General features: G+C 69.6%; 7 protein-coding genes. All 7 read right to left on the reverse strand.

The window, feature by feature from the left end; translation table 11 throughout:
* Nucleotides 1–466: 466 nt before the first annotated feature.
* A complete protein-coding gene (locus BN1186_RS08080) occupies nucleotides 467–2,722 on the reverse strand; it encodes a transglutaminase-like domain-containing protein (RefSeq protein WP_180349041.1) in 2,256 nt (751 codons plus the stop codon).
* Between the two features lie 38 nt (nucleotides 2,723–2,760).
* Nucleotides 2,761–3,996 (reverse strand): DUF58 domain-containing protein, encoded by a 1,236-nt coding sequence (locus tag BN1186_RS08085; protein WP_052459946.1) that lies wholly within the window; start codon nucleotides 3,994–3,996, stop codon nucleotides 2,761–2,763.
* Nucleotides 3,996–4,961 (reverse strand): AAA family ATPase, encoded by a 966-nt coding sequence (locus BN1186_RS08090; RefSeq protein ID WP_040283567.1) that lies wholly within the window; start codon nucleotides 4,959–4,961, stop codon nucleotides 3,996–3,998. The genes BN1186_RS08085 and BN1186_RS08090 overlap by 1 nt, the downstream gene beginning before the upstream one ends.
* Before the next feature lie 25 nt (nucleotides 4,962–4,986).
* The gene (locus tag BN1186_RS08095; protein ID WP_040283568.1) at nucleotides 4,987–11,274 is read right to left on the reverse strand and encodes an Ig-like domain-containing protein; all 6,288 of its coding nucleotides are present in this window, start codon (nucleotides 11,272–11,274) and stop codon (nucleotides 4,987–4,989) included.
* 20 nt (nucleotides 11,275–11,294) lie between these two features.
* The gene (locus BN1186_RS08100) at nucleotides 11,295–12,833 is read right to left on the reverse strand and encodes an FHA domain-containing protein (protein ID WP_052459947.1); all 1,539 of its coding nucleotides are present in this window, start codon (nucleotides 12,831–12,833) and stop codon (nucleotides 11,295–11,297) included.
* A gap of 56 nt (nucleotides 12,834–12,889) precedes the next feature.
* On the reverse strand, nucleotides 12,890–13,993 hold the full coding sequence (locus BN1186_RS08105) for a MalY/PatB family protein (protein WP_040283569.1): 1,104 nt from the start codon (nucleotides 13,991–13,993) through the stop codon (nucleotides 12,890–12,892).
* A gap of 367 nt (nucleotides 13,994–14,360) precedes the next feature.
* Nucleotides 14,361–15,554, reverse strand: coding sequence for a hypothetical protein (locus BN1186_RS08110; RefSeq protein ID WP_040283570.1), 1,194 nt, complete (start codon nucleotides 15,552–15,554; stop codon nucleotides 14,361–14,363).
* Nucleotides 15,555–15,619 lie beyond the last annotated feature (65 nt).

Below are 15,619 nucleotides of genomic sequence, written 5' to 3' on the forward strand. Positions count from 1 at the left end.
ACGGTGACACGCACCGCACCTGCGGTGCATACCACCATCCTCACCCAGAAACACGGATCACGCCGAGGAAATCCAGAACATCAACGGGCAACAGCACAAATCCCGACGTATGGTCACCCAGACGCTCCGAGCGGACACAAGAGGCGAACCCGCGCCGGTCAGGATTCCACTAGGTCCAGAATTCCCTGAAAGCTCGCCAGACTGGCTACCGCTACCCGCATAGCGTACGGCGTCGTCTCGGCCGAATTGCTCCGCGTCGAGCTCGACGCCGTGCGCTACGCGTGTACTGCGGAAAGTGCCCCTGGGAAAGTCGATCACCACCTCACTCGATGAGGGGTAGCTTCGTGCTCCCTCCTGAGTGGTTGCTCCTCCGCAGCGGACACTAGTGCAGGAGCGCGAGGTTGGTCACCTGAGCGCTCTCTTTGTTCACGATCTGAAGGGTGTTGGCTTTATCTCCAAGTTCATCTCACTTGATGCGGCGGAAGGACTTCGTCGACAGGTAGCTGAACAGCCAGCGCAGCCAGTTGACCGAGCGGCGCATGCCCTTCCTGATGCCCGTCGCGGAGCGCCAGTACTCCTTCGTGATGGCCTCGCTCGGTTCGCCGGGCGCGAAGACCAGCCAGTCGGCCTCCTTCGCCAACGCGACCGGATCGGCCGAGTCGCCCAGCTTCGTGAAGTCCTCGACGAAAGTCTCGGCCTGCTCCGAACGCGTGGCCGACACCGAGGGCGAACGGCCCACGTCGCGGGCCCGGTCCACCAGCTCGGACCAGGCACCGGCGATCCGGTTGGCCATCACCGGGTTGTTCCGGCGACGGGCCCGGCGGCGCAGCTTGAGGCCCACGATCAGCGCGATCGGCACCACGATGGTCAGCAGCGGGATGCCCGCCAGCGCCACGATCGCGCCGATCTGCGCCCAGTCGATCTGGTTGTCCTGCTCGGGTCGCTCGCCCGGCGCGATGGACATCAACTCGTCCTCCGGCGGCACCTCGGGGCGCTGCGGCGGCGGGGGCGGGTTCTCGATGAAGGGCAGCTGCTCCGGCGGGGTGCGCTGCTCGTCCTCCGGGGGCTTACGGTCCTCCGGCGGCGTCGGGTCGAACACCACCCAGCCCAGGTCCTCGAGGTACACCTCGGTCCAGGCACCCACCTGGCCGCCCGAGATGGCGTTGCCGCTGCCCACCTCGTATCCGTAGATCACGCGGGCGGGCAGGCCCAGTTCGCGGGCCATGAGCGCCATCGCGACGGCGTACTGCTCATGGTCGCCGATCATCAGCGCCGGGTCTGCCAGCAGATCCATCAACCGACGCTCCGAGTGCCCCGAGAGCGAGGCGGTCTCATCGGCCTGGCCGTGACTGAAGTAGCCCTCCTGCAGCTTGGCCTCCAACGTCAGCGCCATCTGGCCCCCGGTGGCGCCGTTGCCGGCCCAGAGCCGCGCCGTCGTGATCACCTCGTCCGGCACCCCCGTCGGCTGAGGCAACACGTAGCGACCCGCAGCCGCCTGCGAGATCTGCTCATCCGACGGCCGGGGGGCGACGCGGGCGCCGAGCTCGTAGGAGTCGCCCTCGCGCAGGCCCGCGACGTTGAGGCCGGTGCCGGAGCTGCGGTTGTAGAAGAAGTTCTCCCCCAGCTCGACGGCGCGGTCGCCGAAGAACCGCACGTGTGTGCTGCGCCCGATCGTCGGGGTCCAGACCCCCTCGTAGCCGCGCACGTTCAGTTGCACGGTGAAGTCGTCGCCCTGGGTCCGGTCGGCGATCCACTGACCCACCCTCGTGAACGTGGTGGCCTCGGCAGCCTCGTCGTCCAGCGTGGAGACGCGGTAGCTGATGCCGTCGTACTTGTCGAGGGTGGCGATCCGCACGATGTCGCCGGGCCGGGCGCCCGACACGTCGAAGAGCACCTCGGTGCAGTGCTGCGTGATGTTGGCCCGGAAACCCTGCAATGGGGAGGCGAACTGCTCCAGATCGATCGGCGGCTCCATGGCCGCGCGCAACGTGTCGCGTTGCGGCGCCGGCGAGATCAGGGGCACGACGGCGACCGCAGCCGCCAACGCGACGGCGAGGACGCCCGCCCCCAGCAGGGCGCGCAACGGCTTGATCCGGGTGGGTGTGCCCGCCAACTGTTCGCGCACGACGGCGCGCCGGTGGCTGCTCCACACGAGCACCGCCACGAAGAACGCTGCACCCACCAGGAACGGGCGGTAGGCAACCTGCGAGCCGACGATGACGGCCACCAGGTACGCCACTCCAGGCGGGACCCAGGCCATCATCGGCCGCGTGCTGCGCAGCGAGATCAGCATGCCGAGCAGCCCGGCGGCCAGACCCACCAGGCCCGGCACCGTGAGCAGGTTGAACGTCTCGCCGATGGGCGGGTCCAGCGTCAGCATGTCGCGCCACGCGGTCACCGGCCCCACGAGCAGGCCGAAGAGGGTGCGCAGCGACGGCACCACGTATCCGATGGTCGACGACGGCATCGCCAGGAGGCCGCCGAACAGGAACCAGACGCCCACGGCCGCCAGGGCAGTGGTGCCCGACGACCAGCGGCGCAGGGTGGACAGCACCGCCAGCCCGATGCCGACGGCCCCGAAACCCAGCACGGTGACGAACAGCCAGGACGTGCCGTAGACGGGGAAGAAGCCGAGCGCGACCAGCGCGAGCAGGCCGAGGATCGCGGCGGCATCCGTGGCGATCCACGGCCACCGCTGGCGGTCCCGCGCGAACGGTGTCACAAGCCTGGGCGTGGCTGCACGCCTGGGGCCCGCGGCCATCACTGCATCGCCTTCCGCATCGCGCGGGGCAGATCCTCGAGCGCCCCCACCTGGATCACCGTCACGTTGCCGGCGGAGCGGGCGCGCAACTCGGCGCCCTCCTCGACGCGGATCCCCACCACGCGGGTGTCCACATCAAAGCGCGAACACGCCTGACGCAGAGCCGACAGCGTGGCGGTGGAGCCGGTGATGCACACCGCCACCGACGCGCCGGGCTCGCGCCGGACGGCCCCGTGCACCAGATCCGAGATCCCGCCGCGGGTGGTCTGCTCCACCAGCGACAACTCATCCAGGGTGCGCGTGGGGGTGACCGTGATGAGAGTGTCGCGCGGGGTCAGCAGCGCCAACGGGCTCTCGGAGTACAGCGTCTGCAGCGCCACGGAGGCGGCGCATGAGACGCCCAGCTCGAACTCGTCCTCGTCCAGGTAGGCGCTGCGACCCGTGTCGAGCGCGACGAGCACCCTCGACATCCGCGATTCCTCGAACTGTCGCACCATCAACTGCCCGGCGCGGGCGGTGGAGCGCCAGTGCACGTGGCGCCGGTCGTCGCCGGCCACATAGGGGCGCAGCGCGTGGAAGTTCATGTCGGCCGACGTGATGTGCGTCGACGCGTGCCCCTCGAGATCGTGCACGAAGCCGGTCTGCCGGCCGGGCAGCGCCACGGTGCGGGGATGCACGTAGAGTTCCAGCTCCTCCGTCCAGAACGTGGAGCGGCCGGCCAGCGAGAACGGGTCACCCTGCACGGTCTGCGCGGGCCCCACGGTGATCAGGCCGCGCCGGTCCGTCGGGATCCGGAACTGGTTGTGGGAGACCTCCCCCGCCTTGAGCGAGGGTAGCGAGAAGCTCGTCGACACGGGGCCGACGGGAAGGTCGAGCCGGGAGCCCCAGTGGCGGCGCTGCGCCGTGTTGCGCACGGCAAGCTCGCCGCGGGCGGGCTCCCCCATCACGACGGAGCGGCCCGCGAGCTGCAACCCCACCTCCAGAGACGGGCGGCCGATGGTGAACAGCAGGCACACACCCACTGTGACCACCGCCGCGACGCCCACCACGGTGTACTCGAGCCACCCGAACACCAGGCCCAACGCCAGGCACGCCAACCCACCGGCCAACGCGATCCAACCGCTGGTGCGCAGACCGGTGACGTCGCGCACCTTGCTGAAGAAGCGGCGCGCGACGTCGAATGTGGGTGGGTCGACAACCTCTGGGGCCTCCCACCGTGCGGGGGTGGCGGTCATCAGGCGGGCTGACGCTCCGTCGGCGGCGGCACCGCGCCCACCACTTCGGCCATCACGTCCACGGCCTGCACGCCGTTGAACTCGGCCTCCGGGTCAAGGATGAGGCGGTGCGCCAGGCACGGGATGGCGAGCATCTTCACGTCATCCGGGACCACGAAGTGGCGGCCCAGCGACGCGGCCCACACGCGGGTGGTGCGCACCAGCGCCAGCGCGCCACGGATGGACACGCCGAGGCGCACGTCGTCGACGTGGCGGGTGGCCTCCGTGAGGCGGGCGATGTAATCGAACACCGAGGATTCGATGTGCACCGAGGCGGCCAACTGGCTCATCTCCGCCACCTGCGAGGTGGACAGCACCGACGGCAGCGCCGTCGAACGGGGGCGGCTGCCGCCCGTGGCGAGGATCCGCAGCGTGGCGTCGTGATCCGGGTAACCGAGGGTGGTCTTCATCAGGAAGCGGTCGAGTTGCGCCTCGGGCAGCCGGTAGGTGCCGGCCTGCTCGATGGGGTTCTGCGTGGCGATCACCATGAACGGCTGCCCCACGTTGTACGACTGGCCGTCGACGGTGACGCGGGCCTCCTCCATCACCTCGAGCAGCGCGGACTGCGTCTTGGGCGAGGCGCGGTTGATCTCGTCGGCCAACACGATCGACGCGAAGATGGGACCCTGATGGAACTCGAACTCGCCGGCCTTCTGGTCGAAGATCGTCACGCCGGTCACGTCTGAGGGCAGCAGGTCCGGCGTGAACTGGATGCGGCTGTTGGTGCCCTGCACGGACTGGGCGATGGCGCGCGCCAGCGTCGTCTTGCCGGTGCCCGGGTAGTCCTCGAGGAGGAGGTGGCCTTCGGCCAGCATGCACGTGACCGCGAGGCGCACCGCCTCCGTCTTGCCCATGATGACGCGCTCAACGTTGGCGACGATGTTGGCGAAGTTCTCGCCGAACCATCGGGCTTGTTCGGGATTCACGGCTGGTTTCTTCCTTCGTTCCAGGTCATCTCAGTCTGCTCCAGGAATAGGTCACTCCCTGGAGGGTGCATCTGACGTCGACAAAGTCTGCCAGTACTGGTGCGGGGGTGGAGGGGACCGGCTTCGGAGCGGGCGCCTCCGGATCCGTGGGTTCGGGGGTCACCCACTCCACGGGCGGCTGGACATAGATCTGCTTGCTGAGGGTGAGCACCCCGTCGTCGCCGGCCGTGTACCGCTCCGCGGCTGAGTCGTCGCCGTTGGGCACGACGACGCACTCGCCGCCACGGGTGAGGTGCCGGAACTCGAACGAGAGGACCCCGCCGTCGAAACGCGGCTCCCGCGGCGCGGTGGGGTTCACGGGAATGAGCCCACCGTGATCGCCGTGGCTCCAGCGGATCATGGACTCGCCGTAGGGGACGTCCACCGCGCCGCTGGTGGTCTCACCCCGGCACCTGCCGGAGGTCCTGGTGAGACAGAAACGGTAGCCCTGCGGGTCGTAGCCGTTGGTGGCCTCCCAGTTGTTAGGGTCGATGGTGAACGTGGCCCGTGCAGTATCCAGGTCCAGGAACTCGACGCGTGGGTTGCCGGGTGCGTTGGGCGCCGCCCCCTTGGGCCGGAGATCGGTGCGCGTCTCGTGGGGCGACTCCATCTCCTCCAGCACGGCGCGCACCTTGAGCGTGTAGTTCCGCCCGTTGACCAGGCCGGTGATCATGCCGTTGCCGGGAAGGTTCGACCATCCGCCACCCAGGCTGTACTGCACCTGGCCAGGCGAATTGCTCGGCATGTTGTGTTCGGCGCTGACGGTGATGCTCTTGTCACCGGCGACGGCCTCCACCTTGGTGAGCTTGGGCAGCGCCCACGCGATGATCGGGGGATCCGAGATGCCCAGGGCCACCTCGCTGTGCCGGTTGGTGGCGTAGACCCGGAACGTGGTGGGCGCGGTGCCCATGCCGTAGATGGTGGTCTCGTGCGTGGCTCCTGCCCCCGGGGTCACGATCTGCTGTTGGCCGGTGCGTTCGGCCCCACCTGTGATGGGCACCACGCGGTACTGCGCGATGGGGTCACCGTTGGGGTCCACCGCCGAGGTGGTGAACGTCACGCGGAAACCACCGCCCACGTTGTCCCGGATCGCGGTGGGGGTCACGCCGATGCTGCCCATCGGCGGGCCGGCGGGGTACTCGGGGTTGGAGAAGACCGACGGCGGGGAGTCGAAGTGGGCGGCGTTGGCCACGACGCCGTGGTTACTGACGGCCTCCACCGTGAACTGGGAGACCTGCCCGTTGGTCAGGTTGCCCCACCACAGCGTGCGCGTGGTGGCGTTGGTGACCTGCGGGCTGTCCGGCTGCTCGACGCCGCCGACGTAGCGTCGGATCCGGTACTCCTTCACGCCGCTGGAACCGTGCGGCGAGGATGTGATCCGATTGTGCGTCCACGAGACGGTGAGGCCACGGTCGCCGGTGGCGGCGTTGACCGCCTCCGGCGGGAGGAGCTGGGCGTCGGGGATGAAACTGGCTGAGGCGGCCGAATCCTGCGACTCGCCCACCGAGTTCGCCTCCCGCACGGTGGCGGTGTAGGAATGCCCGTTCTTCAGGCCGCTGATGGTGCACACCCCGCGGCCACAGGTGCCGGGCACGGTCCCTCCGGTGTTGCTGACCGCGATCGTGGTGGCGGTGACGTTGGCCGCGTCGTCGCCGCCGGTGCCGGTGGAGTTGTACTTGAACGTCACCGTGCCGTCGCCCGGCGTGATGTCGTACGGATGGCCGGGCTGGCCGGGCACGTCGCGCACGCGCACCTGGATGCGGCCGTTGACGCGACGATCCGGGTCGTGGAGCGCGTCGTTGACCGTGTAGCTGACCATCATCGTGCCGTGGAACCCCTGGGCAGGGGTGATGGTCACGGTGCCGTCGTCGGTGTTGGCGACGGCGGAGCCGCCGCCGCTGATCACGCTGGCACCCTCCAGGAAGACCGTCTTGTCGTGCGGCAGGTAGCTCGTCACGCTGCCCAACACCGGCACAGGCAGGGTGTCGCCGGCGTTGATCTCGGCCACGATGTCCTTGGCGGAAACCTTCTGGAACTTCGACGCCACCACCATGATCGTCAGCTCGAAGTGGGCGGTGTTCGCGTCCACAGAGCCGTCCACCACCGTGCCGGACAGCACGATGGACTCGCCCTTGCGCGCGCTGTCGAGGGCGCGGGCGTGGATGCGGTTGCCGCGCGCCTCCCACACGATGCCGGCCTCGCCGCGCACCACCCGCGGCTTCTCCAGCAGGTTGACGCTGTCGCCCTCCGGGTCGCGGAAGAAGCGTGTCACGTCGACGCTCTGCTCCTCCTCCGCGGCGCCCACCTCGAGCACCGGGTTGGTGGTCAACAGCTCCGGCGCGGCGTTGAGCAGATAGGCCTCGCCCTGATCCGTCGAGTTGGAGGTGGTCTCAGCCTTCAACACGTCGACGGGGATCGAGATGTAGGCCTCGCGTGCCGTGGTCGTGTCCGAGGCGGGCACCACGTCGCGCACGAGGAACACGACGACGGCGCGCCCGTGGTAGCCCAGGTCGGGCATGAACTTCACCACGGAGGGGCCGTCCGCGGTGGCCTGTCCGCGTGGATAGCCGCGGATCTCGTCGTTACTGGGGAGTTCGACGTCACGGCCCTGGGTGCCGTCGACCACCTCGTTGATCTCGATGCGCAACTCCTCGCCGGCGCGCACCTTCATGGGCTCCTTGAGCTCCCTGAGTACCGGCACGACGTCGCCGCGGCCCGGCACGGTGATCACGCCGCTGGTCTCCAGCCCGTCGCCGTCGACCGCGACGTAGCGCACCTGCTGCATCACGTCGCGCACCCCGATGGACACGTTGCCCTCGTCGGTCAAGCGCGGAGCCAACTCGTCGTCCGGGTCTTCGCCCGGGATGCCGACGCTCAGGTCCTCGCTGGGTCCGTCGGGGTCGTAGTCGTTGGCCAGGGGGTCGACCTCGACGAACTCCTTGTCGGCCAGCATCGCCACGTCCACCAGGTCGTCGCGCGTGATGGGAGCCAGCAGCGGCGCCTCCTCGTCGACGGTGACCCTCAGCTGGCCGGTGTTGAATTCGCCCCGTTCGTCGATGATGTCGTAGCTGCCGTCGTAGTCGCCCGCCTCCTGCGGGGCGACCATGACCAGTTCGGTGTCGTTGGTCAGCGTGACCGGGATCTCCGCCTGCATCCGGGCCGGCTCCTCGCTGGCGAACATGATGGGATCGCCGTCGAGGTCGTAGTCGTTGAGCAACGGCGCGATCTGCACCTGGCGACCCGGGCGGGTACGCACCTCGTCCATCACCGCGATGGGCTTGTTGTTGATCTTGGTGGGCAGCGCCACGCCGATGCGCACCTCGCCCAGGGCCTCCACCCCGTGGCTGTCGACCACCTTGTACTGGAACGTGTCCGTGCCCGCGGAGGTGAGGAACGCCTCGTACTCGAAGTACCGCTCCCCCACGTTGAGGACTCGCCCCAGGCTGGGGATGGAGCCCAGGCCGACGAGCCGCACGGCATCGCCCTGGGGGTCGATCCCGTCCAGCGGGATGGGGATGCGGGTGGTCGTGCCTGCCAGCACGCGGTCGATGACCTGGCGGGGCTGCGGCGGGTCCGCGTTCGAGGCCTCCTCGGAGACGACGGTGACCCTGATGATGCCGTCGGTGGCTTCGCCGGCGCTGTCGATCGCGCGGTAGCTCAGTTGACTGACGCCGGGCGCCGCGCCCGCCGGCACGCTGATGCGCACCGCGTCGCCCTCCACCCAGGCGTTCTCCCCGAAGGGGTTGTCCATCAGCTCGGGGGCGATCGTGAGGTCCCGGCCATCCGGTGAGGTGTCGTTCTCCAACACCTTGACTGCGCCGGTGGCACCGGCCCGCACGCGCAGCACGTCGTCCTCCGTGCGGGGCCCGATCTGATCGGCGGCCGCGGTGCTGACCACCTGGACGGTGCCGCGGACGGCCTCCCCACCGTCGGAGACCCAGTAGTGGAAGCTCTCGTTGCCCTCGAGTTCCGTGGTGGCCTCGATGTTGAGCAGGGTGCGGCGCTCCATCGTCACGTTGAGGGAGGGTGGCACGTCCGTGACCGTCTGGATGACGAGCACGTCGCCGTCGGGATCCGTGTCATTGAGCAGCGGATCGATGGTCACCGAGCCCATGGCGGGCACGTGCGCCTCGTCGCCCACGGCCACCGGTGGGCGGTTGGTGAGGCGCGGCAGCACGTCGATGCGCACCAGGCCGGTGGCGCCGTTGTTGACGCTGTAATCCACGTAGTAGGTGCCCGATTCCTCGGCGGTGAACGTGAAGCGGTTGTCCGCCAGCGACGCGTCCACGCACTCGCCGCACTCCGCGTTGACCTCGGTGAGGTTGATGGCGCGGATGTCGTTGGCGAGGGGCTCAACCATCACGGGTTCGCCCTCCATGGTGGTGGCGAAGTCGCCGAAGGTGGTGGGCGGGATGACCTCTTCGGAGACGTTGACGTGCATCTCTCCGGTGGTCTCCTGGCCGTGCCGGTCCGCGACCGTGACGTGGATCACCTTGGGGCCGGGGTCCTTGCCGACGTCGGTGTAGGTGATCTCGCCGTCAGGGCGGAAGTCGACGATGTCGTCGAACTGTTCGTCCATCGTGGCGCCCACCAGGATGAGGGGGTCGCCCTCGGGGTCGCGCCAGTCGAGGAGTGCCCGGTAGGCGACATCGCTGTCGCCCAGCGTGACCTCCAGCGGCCGGGGGCCGGGGACGGATTCCCCGTCGATGGAACGGGTGCCGCGCAGATACGGGGCCTGGTTGCCGCCGTCGGCCTCCTGCGGGTAGACGGTGACGAAGGCGGTGGCCGAGTCGTCCCCGCCGCGCCCGTCGTGCACGGTGTAGGGCACCTCGATGACGCCGCTGGCGTCCGAGTCGACGGTGATCTGCAGCCCGGCCCCGCCGCGCACCGGCTGCACGGTGGCGCCGTTGAGCTGCATCCCGTCGGCCACGCCGATGGTGAGCACGTCGCCGTCCGGGTCAGTGTCGTTGTCGAGCACGGTCAGGATCGTGGAGAGGCCGGCTCGTGCGCCGAGTTGGTCGTCCTTGGCGACCGGGTCGCGGTTGTCCTTGGTCCGGTCAGGCTGGACGGCGGGGTCGCCCTCCGTGTAGTCGCTCTCCTCGTCGACCACCTGCGGCCGGACGTTCTCCCAGTCCTCCGGCAGGATCACGGTGCCCCGGTCGACGAGCCAGACGGTGCCGTTGGACATGTCGTTGAGGGCGACAGTGGTGCGGTTGGCCTGGAACTCCAACTGCGCGCCGTCGCTACGGAGGTTCTCGCCCAGTTCGGTGATGACGGGCTCCTCGCCCTCGCACCGCTTGACGATGCTGCCCTCGCCGGCCCCCGCGTAGAAGGCGCCGTAGATGCACTCACCCACCTGGATGGGCCGCACGGGGGTCATGTCCATGTAGCCGGACATGGACCGGAAGCCATCGGGCGTGACCGCGCCCAGACCGGCCGGGTTCGCGAACAGGGCGCGGGCGCCGTCCTCGCCGCCCAGCACGTCGGCCACGGGCGGGAGGAGCAGCGCCTGGGACTGACCGCTGATCGTGAACGCTTTCGGCATGCCCTCAACCCAGATCTGGGCGTTGGTGCGGTCCAGCACGACGGCGTTGTCACCGACGGCGGAGATCTCGAAGTTGCGGGCCTCAGCGTCGAAAGAGATCGGGACGGGGGTGGTGACGATGGCCTCACCCTCGAGACGCACCAGGGTGGCGTCGTTGGGGTTGAGGCCGATGGCCTTGCCGCTGGTGGTCAGCGTCACCACGCCGTACTCGCCCACCTCCAGATCAGGCTTGTCGCGGAGGAAGTCGATCTGCAGCATGTCCTCGAGCGAACCGAACCAGGCCCTGCCGTTCTCCTGCTCATAGACCAGCAGGTGGTCCCCCACCTGCTGGACCTCCGCGTTGGGCGGCATCTTGGTGGCGCGCTCCAGGATGTTGCGGCCCGGGGAATAGGGGTGGATGTTCGAGGACTGGGGCAGGAACGCCTGCACGTTCTCCTCGTGCTGGAAGATCCGGAACCGGGAGTCGCCGGTGGTGGTGGCGGCGGACAACTCGTCGATCTGCGCGTTGACCGTGCCCATGAGGTTGAGGTCGCGCTTGCCGACGTAGACCGTGCCCTCGTCGAGGTGCACATCCGCCTGCACGAGCCCCGGGCTGAGATAGGCAGCCACGCCCAGCACCACGGCCAGCAGCACCACCAGCAGCGCCTGCCAGGAGCGGCGGAGGAACCTCGCGAGGATGCGCAGGGGCCGGGACGCCTGCCTGGCTTCCCCTGGTACCGCGTCAGTCATATCCCCAAGCCCCCTTCAGTTCAGCCGCGAGGCGGTTCGATCCTCAGCGAGACCCCGTCACCGAGGTCCAACACCGTGCCGATCCCCACCTGCACCGACGCGCCGTCGCGCAGGGTGAACGGCGGCTCCCCGTTGGGCAGCACCGTGGTGCCGTTGGTGGAGTGCAGATCCGTGACGTGCACGTTCCAGTCCTGCGTGGTGATCAGCAGGTGGTTGCGGGAGATGTCGTTGCTGGGGCTCTCCACCCGCATGAGGTGGCTGCCCGAAGGGCCCTTGGACGCATCGGGCGCGCGGCCGATGATCACGCCGGCCACGACGTCGGCGAAGTCGCCGCGGTTGGTGTGGACGCCGGCGAGCGTGGGGCGGCGGATGAGCCGCGGGTTCGACGAATCCACCGGGTACTGGCAGATGCGGCACGTGCGGCTTCCCGGGGCGTTCGGGTGGTTGTTGGCACAGGGCACCGCGAGCACCTGAGGGTCAGGGCGCTCCTCGCTGGGCGGCGCCGGCTTGTGGGTGGCTGCCAGGCCGGTGGAGAAGATGGTGCCACCGTCGTCCTCCACCTCGCCGAACTCGCGCGGCACGACCACCGGATCCGAGCGGTCCGAACCGGGAGACGACATCGACATGGGCTGGGCCATCGGCTGCGTCACCGGCGGCACCGGGGCCTCCGCCTGGACTGGCGGGACGACGGGCGGCGCGGCAGGCGCTCCGGACAGCGCGGCGGCGAGTTCCTCGGAGCTGGGCCCCATGGCGTCGGGATCCTGCTCGAACTCCTCAGAGGCAGGTGCCTCCTGCATGGGCTCGTCGTCGAACGCCCGCGCAGCCTCGGACTGCCCGGCCGGCTCCTGCTCGGCGGGGGCCTCGTCTTCGGCGGGTCCCTCCTCCACGGGGGCGGGGTCCTCGACGGGAGCGACGTCCTCGACGGGGGCAACCTCCTCCGCCTGCACCGCCTCCTCGAGGGGGGCTTCCTCCGAAGTCGCCTCCACGGGCACATCGGTGGCGGCCGGGGGCGGCGTCACCACCGGCGCGTCCTGAGGCGCGGCCGGCTCTTCGTCTGCGGGGGCCTCCTCGCCTGCGGCCGGGAAGCGCACCAGCGCAGCGGGATCAGTGGTGAGGAACACCGCCGAGACGGTCGCCGCGCCCACCACCAGAGGAAGCTGCAGGGCCTCCTCGGGGTTGAAGTCTTCCAGGGTGACGCCGAGGTTGCGCTCGCGGCCGAGTCCCTCCTCGCGCCAGGTGACGGTGCCCTCGCCGTCGAGCGCGACGCTGCCGTCGTCGGTGTCGATGACCCGCACGCGGCCGCGGGCGATGCCGTGCAGCCCCTCGTCGTCCCAGTGGAACGCGCCGAGATCAGGCAGGGCGTCGAGCCCGACGTCTGCGATCAGCTTCAGCAACGCGTCGAGCGACCCGGCCTGCACCACGCTCAACCACAACTCATTGACCGTGGCGGCGGCGCGCGCCGGAGGTGGCGTCATGACCACCAGCGTGCTGGGACCCGCCAGGGCCAGCCACTGGCCCGGCGTGTAGGTGGCGCGCCACGCAGCCATGGGTTGCGACATCGTCTTACTCCTCAATTCGGCTCAGGCAGAAGATTATGCTGTTCCGGTTCCGGAAACTAGTTGAGAGAGGCGGCCATCCGCCTGATGCCCTCCGCGATGATCTCACGCGAGGAGGCCAGGTTGACCCGCACGAACTGCGTCGCCTCGGGAGCGAAGTCCGCGCCGAAGTTGAACCGGACGCGCCCCACCTCGTGGAAGTGCCTGCCGGGGTGCTCCAGCCCGAGGGGGCTGCAGTCCAGCCAGGCCAGGTAGGTGCCCTCGGACGGGGTGTAGCTGAGCTGCGGGAGCTGCCGTGCGAGTTCCCCGGCGAAGAACACCTTGTTCTCCGCGACCTCGGCCGACGCCTGCTGCAGCCAGTCCCGCGCCTCCAGCATCGCCGTCGAGTGGGAGAGGATGCCGAAGTAGGACGCCGAATCCGGCGCCATGGGGTTGATCTTGCCCCGCAACTCCGCGGGGCCGACGATGAGGGCGGCCTTCAGCGCCGCGAGGTTCCAGCACTTCGACGCCGAGGTGACCGTCACGGCCCGGGCCTCCGGGGTCGCCTTCAGGTAGGGGGTGTGCTTCGCGCCGGCCAGCGGGGCGTGGATCTCGTTGGAGGTCACCACCACGCTGTATTCCTCAGCCAGCCGCGCGACCTCGCGCAGCTCATCGACGGTGTGCACGGCCCCGGTGGGGTTGTGCGGCGAGCACAGCAGATACAGCGAGGGGCGGTGCTCGGCGAACGCGGCCTCCAGCGCCGGCAGGTCGAGTCGCCCGCCGTCGGTCATGGGCACGGCGACGATCTCGCGGTCATGCGAGACGCCGCGGAACGGCGGGTAGACCGGCGGGTTGATAACCACCTTGCCGCCGGGCACGGAGAACGCCTCGACTGCCTCGCGCATGCCCGTGACGACGTCGGCCACGAGCATCGCGTCGGCGGGGTCCAGCGCCCACTCCCACTGCCACTGCGCGAAGTCCGCCAGGGCCTCCTGGTAGCTGGGCAGTTGGGGGTAGCCTGTGTCGCCCTCGCGGAGGGCCCGCTCGAGCCGCTCCCTGACGGGCTCGGCGATGTGCGCGTCCATCTCGGCGACGAACATCGGCAGCACGTCGGGCTCAAAACGCCGCCACTTGATGGTCCCGCGCTGGCGCAGTTCGTCGAGCGGCACGTTGAAGATCGTCATGCTGTCCGAGTCTAGTTCCGCCTGGCGACGGTTGATTCAGGGCGCCTCGCCGCAGGAAGAGCCACTACGAAACTGAGGAGGTCGAAGTGGCACTTGGTGCGGCGTAGTCGCCGCTCGACTTGCCACTACGAGGATCCAGCAGCCGTAGTGTCACTTGCTCCGGCATCCGGCCCGCCAGCCGACGGCGGCCCTAGCCCACCTGGCGCGGATAGCTGCCCTCGCCCAGCGCAGGCACCCACAGGCCCAGCTGTCAGCGGGTGAGCACAGCGGTGATCACTGTTGGCTGGCAACCCACCGGGTTTCGACACCGCTCGTAGAACTCGCGGGCTCAACCAGCGGGGCTTCTGCTCAACCAGCGGGCTTCTGCTCAGCCGGCGGCGCCGACGCCGTGGGCGACCGCGCCGACAATGTCGTGCAGGAACCGCAGGTAGCCGTCAACGTGTTCGCGGCGCACAGGGCCGTCGATCACCACCGCGGCGACCTCCCGCTCCAACCACAACTGGCTGAACTCCAGAGTGTTGGGGGCGGTGAAGAACCGCCAGACGGCGGGCCCCAACAGCCGACGGGCGGCCTCGGCATCTGAGGATGTGACCCGCCAGCGGGCGTCGAACGTGGGGTCGCCCACCTCGATGTCATTGGAGCCGATCAACTCGCTGAGCAGCTCATTCTCGGCGGTCAGCCGCACGGGGTGCATGGTCATGCCCGGCCTGCGCACGCACATCACCTGGCGGACCTTCGTGCCGTCCGGGCCCGAGACCCACTGCCAGCCGAAGCACGGGAGGTCACCGAAGCGGCCGACGAAGCCGTGCGCGAAGCGGCCCGCGGGCACCGGTCCCTGGTTGAAGCGCTCCACGATCTCGCGGGCGTTGGCGTAGTACAGCCAGCCGCGCAGGCCGGCCCATTCCTGCCAGCTCGTGCCGAGCCGTTGCACGGGGCGGGCGGCGACGGCGCGCAGCGCGGGCGTCGCCGCGGCGGGGTACGACGGGAGCGCGCGCTGGTACGGGCGGGGGCGGATGGCGTCGAGCACGCGGGAATCGAAGGCATCCACCATGCCGCGCAGCAGGGCGAGGTAGCGGTCGACGTGCTCGGGGTCGACGCGGCCGCGGGCACTGAGCAGGATCGCGTCGTGCTCGAACCAGATCTCGGAGAAGTCCGCCGACGCGGTGGACAGCACCTGACGCATCGCCTCGGTGAGCACGTCGCGGGCGAACTGGGGGTGGGCTGAGCTGACGCGCCACGCGAGGTCGAACTCCGCCTCGATGGGCAGCCCGGGGCCGCGGGCGGTGAAGTCCGCCACCTCGATGCTGAGCCACGGGAACCGCACGCCGGGCACCCGGATGCCGACGACGTGGAGGTGCCCGGCCGGGTCTGAGCCCGCCGTCGCCCGGAAACCGAAACAGGGCAGCCCAGAGAAGGAGCCGGACCAGCCCAGGGTGATCGCCCGGTGGCCGCCCAGGTGCATGCCGCCGCCCCGGAAGGCGCCGTTCATCGCCTCCCAGGCGGGGAAGAACTGCAGGCCACGCATGGTCGCCCAATGGCGCCAGTGCTCAGCATTCGCCACGGCGGCACCTCCTCACCCGCCCTATGGTGCCACTGGTTGGGCCCACCCGCGTCCCGCCCTCACGC

This window comes from Tessaracoccus massiliensis (assembly GCF_000826065.2).
Lineage (GTDB): Bacteria > Actinomycetota > Actinomycetes > Propionibacteriales > Propionibacteriaceae > Arachnia > Arachnia massiliensis_A.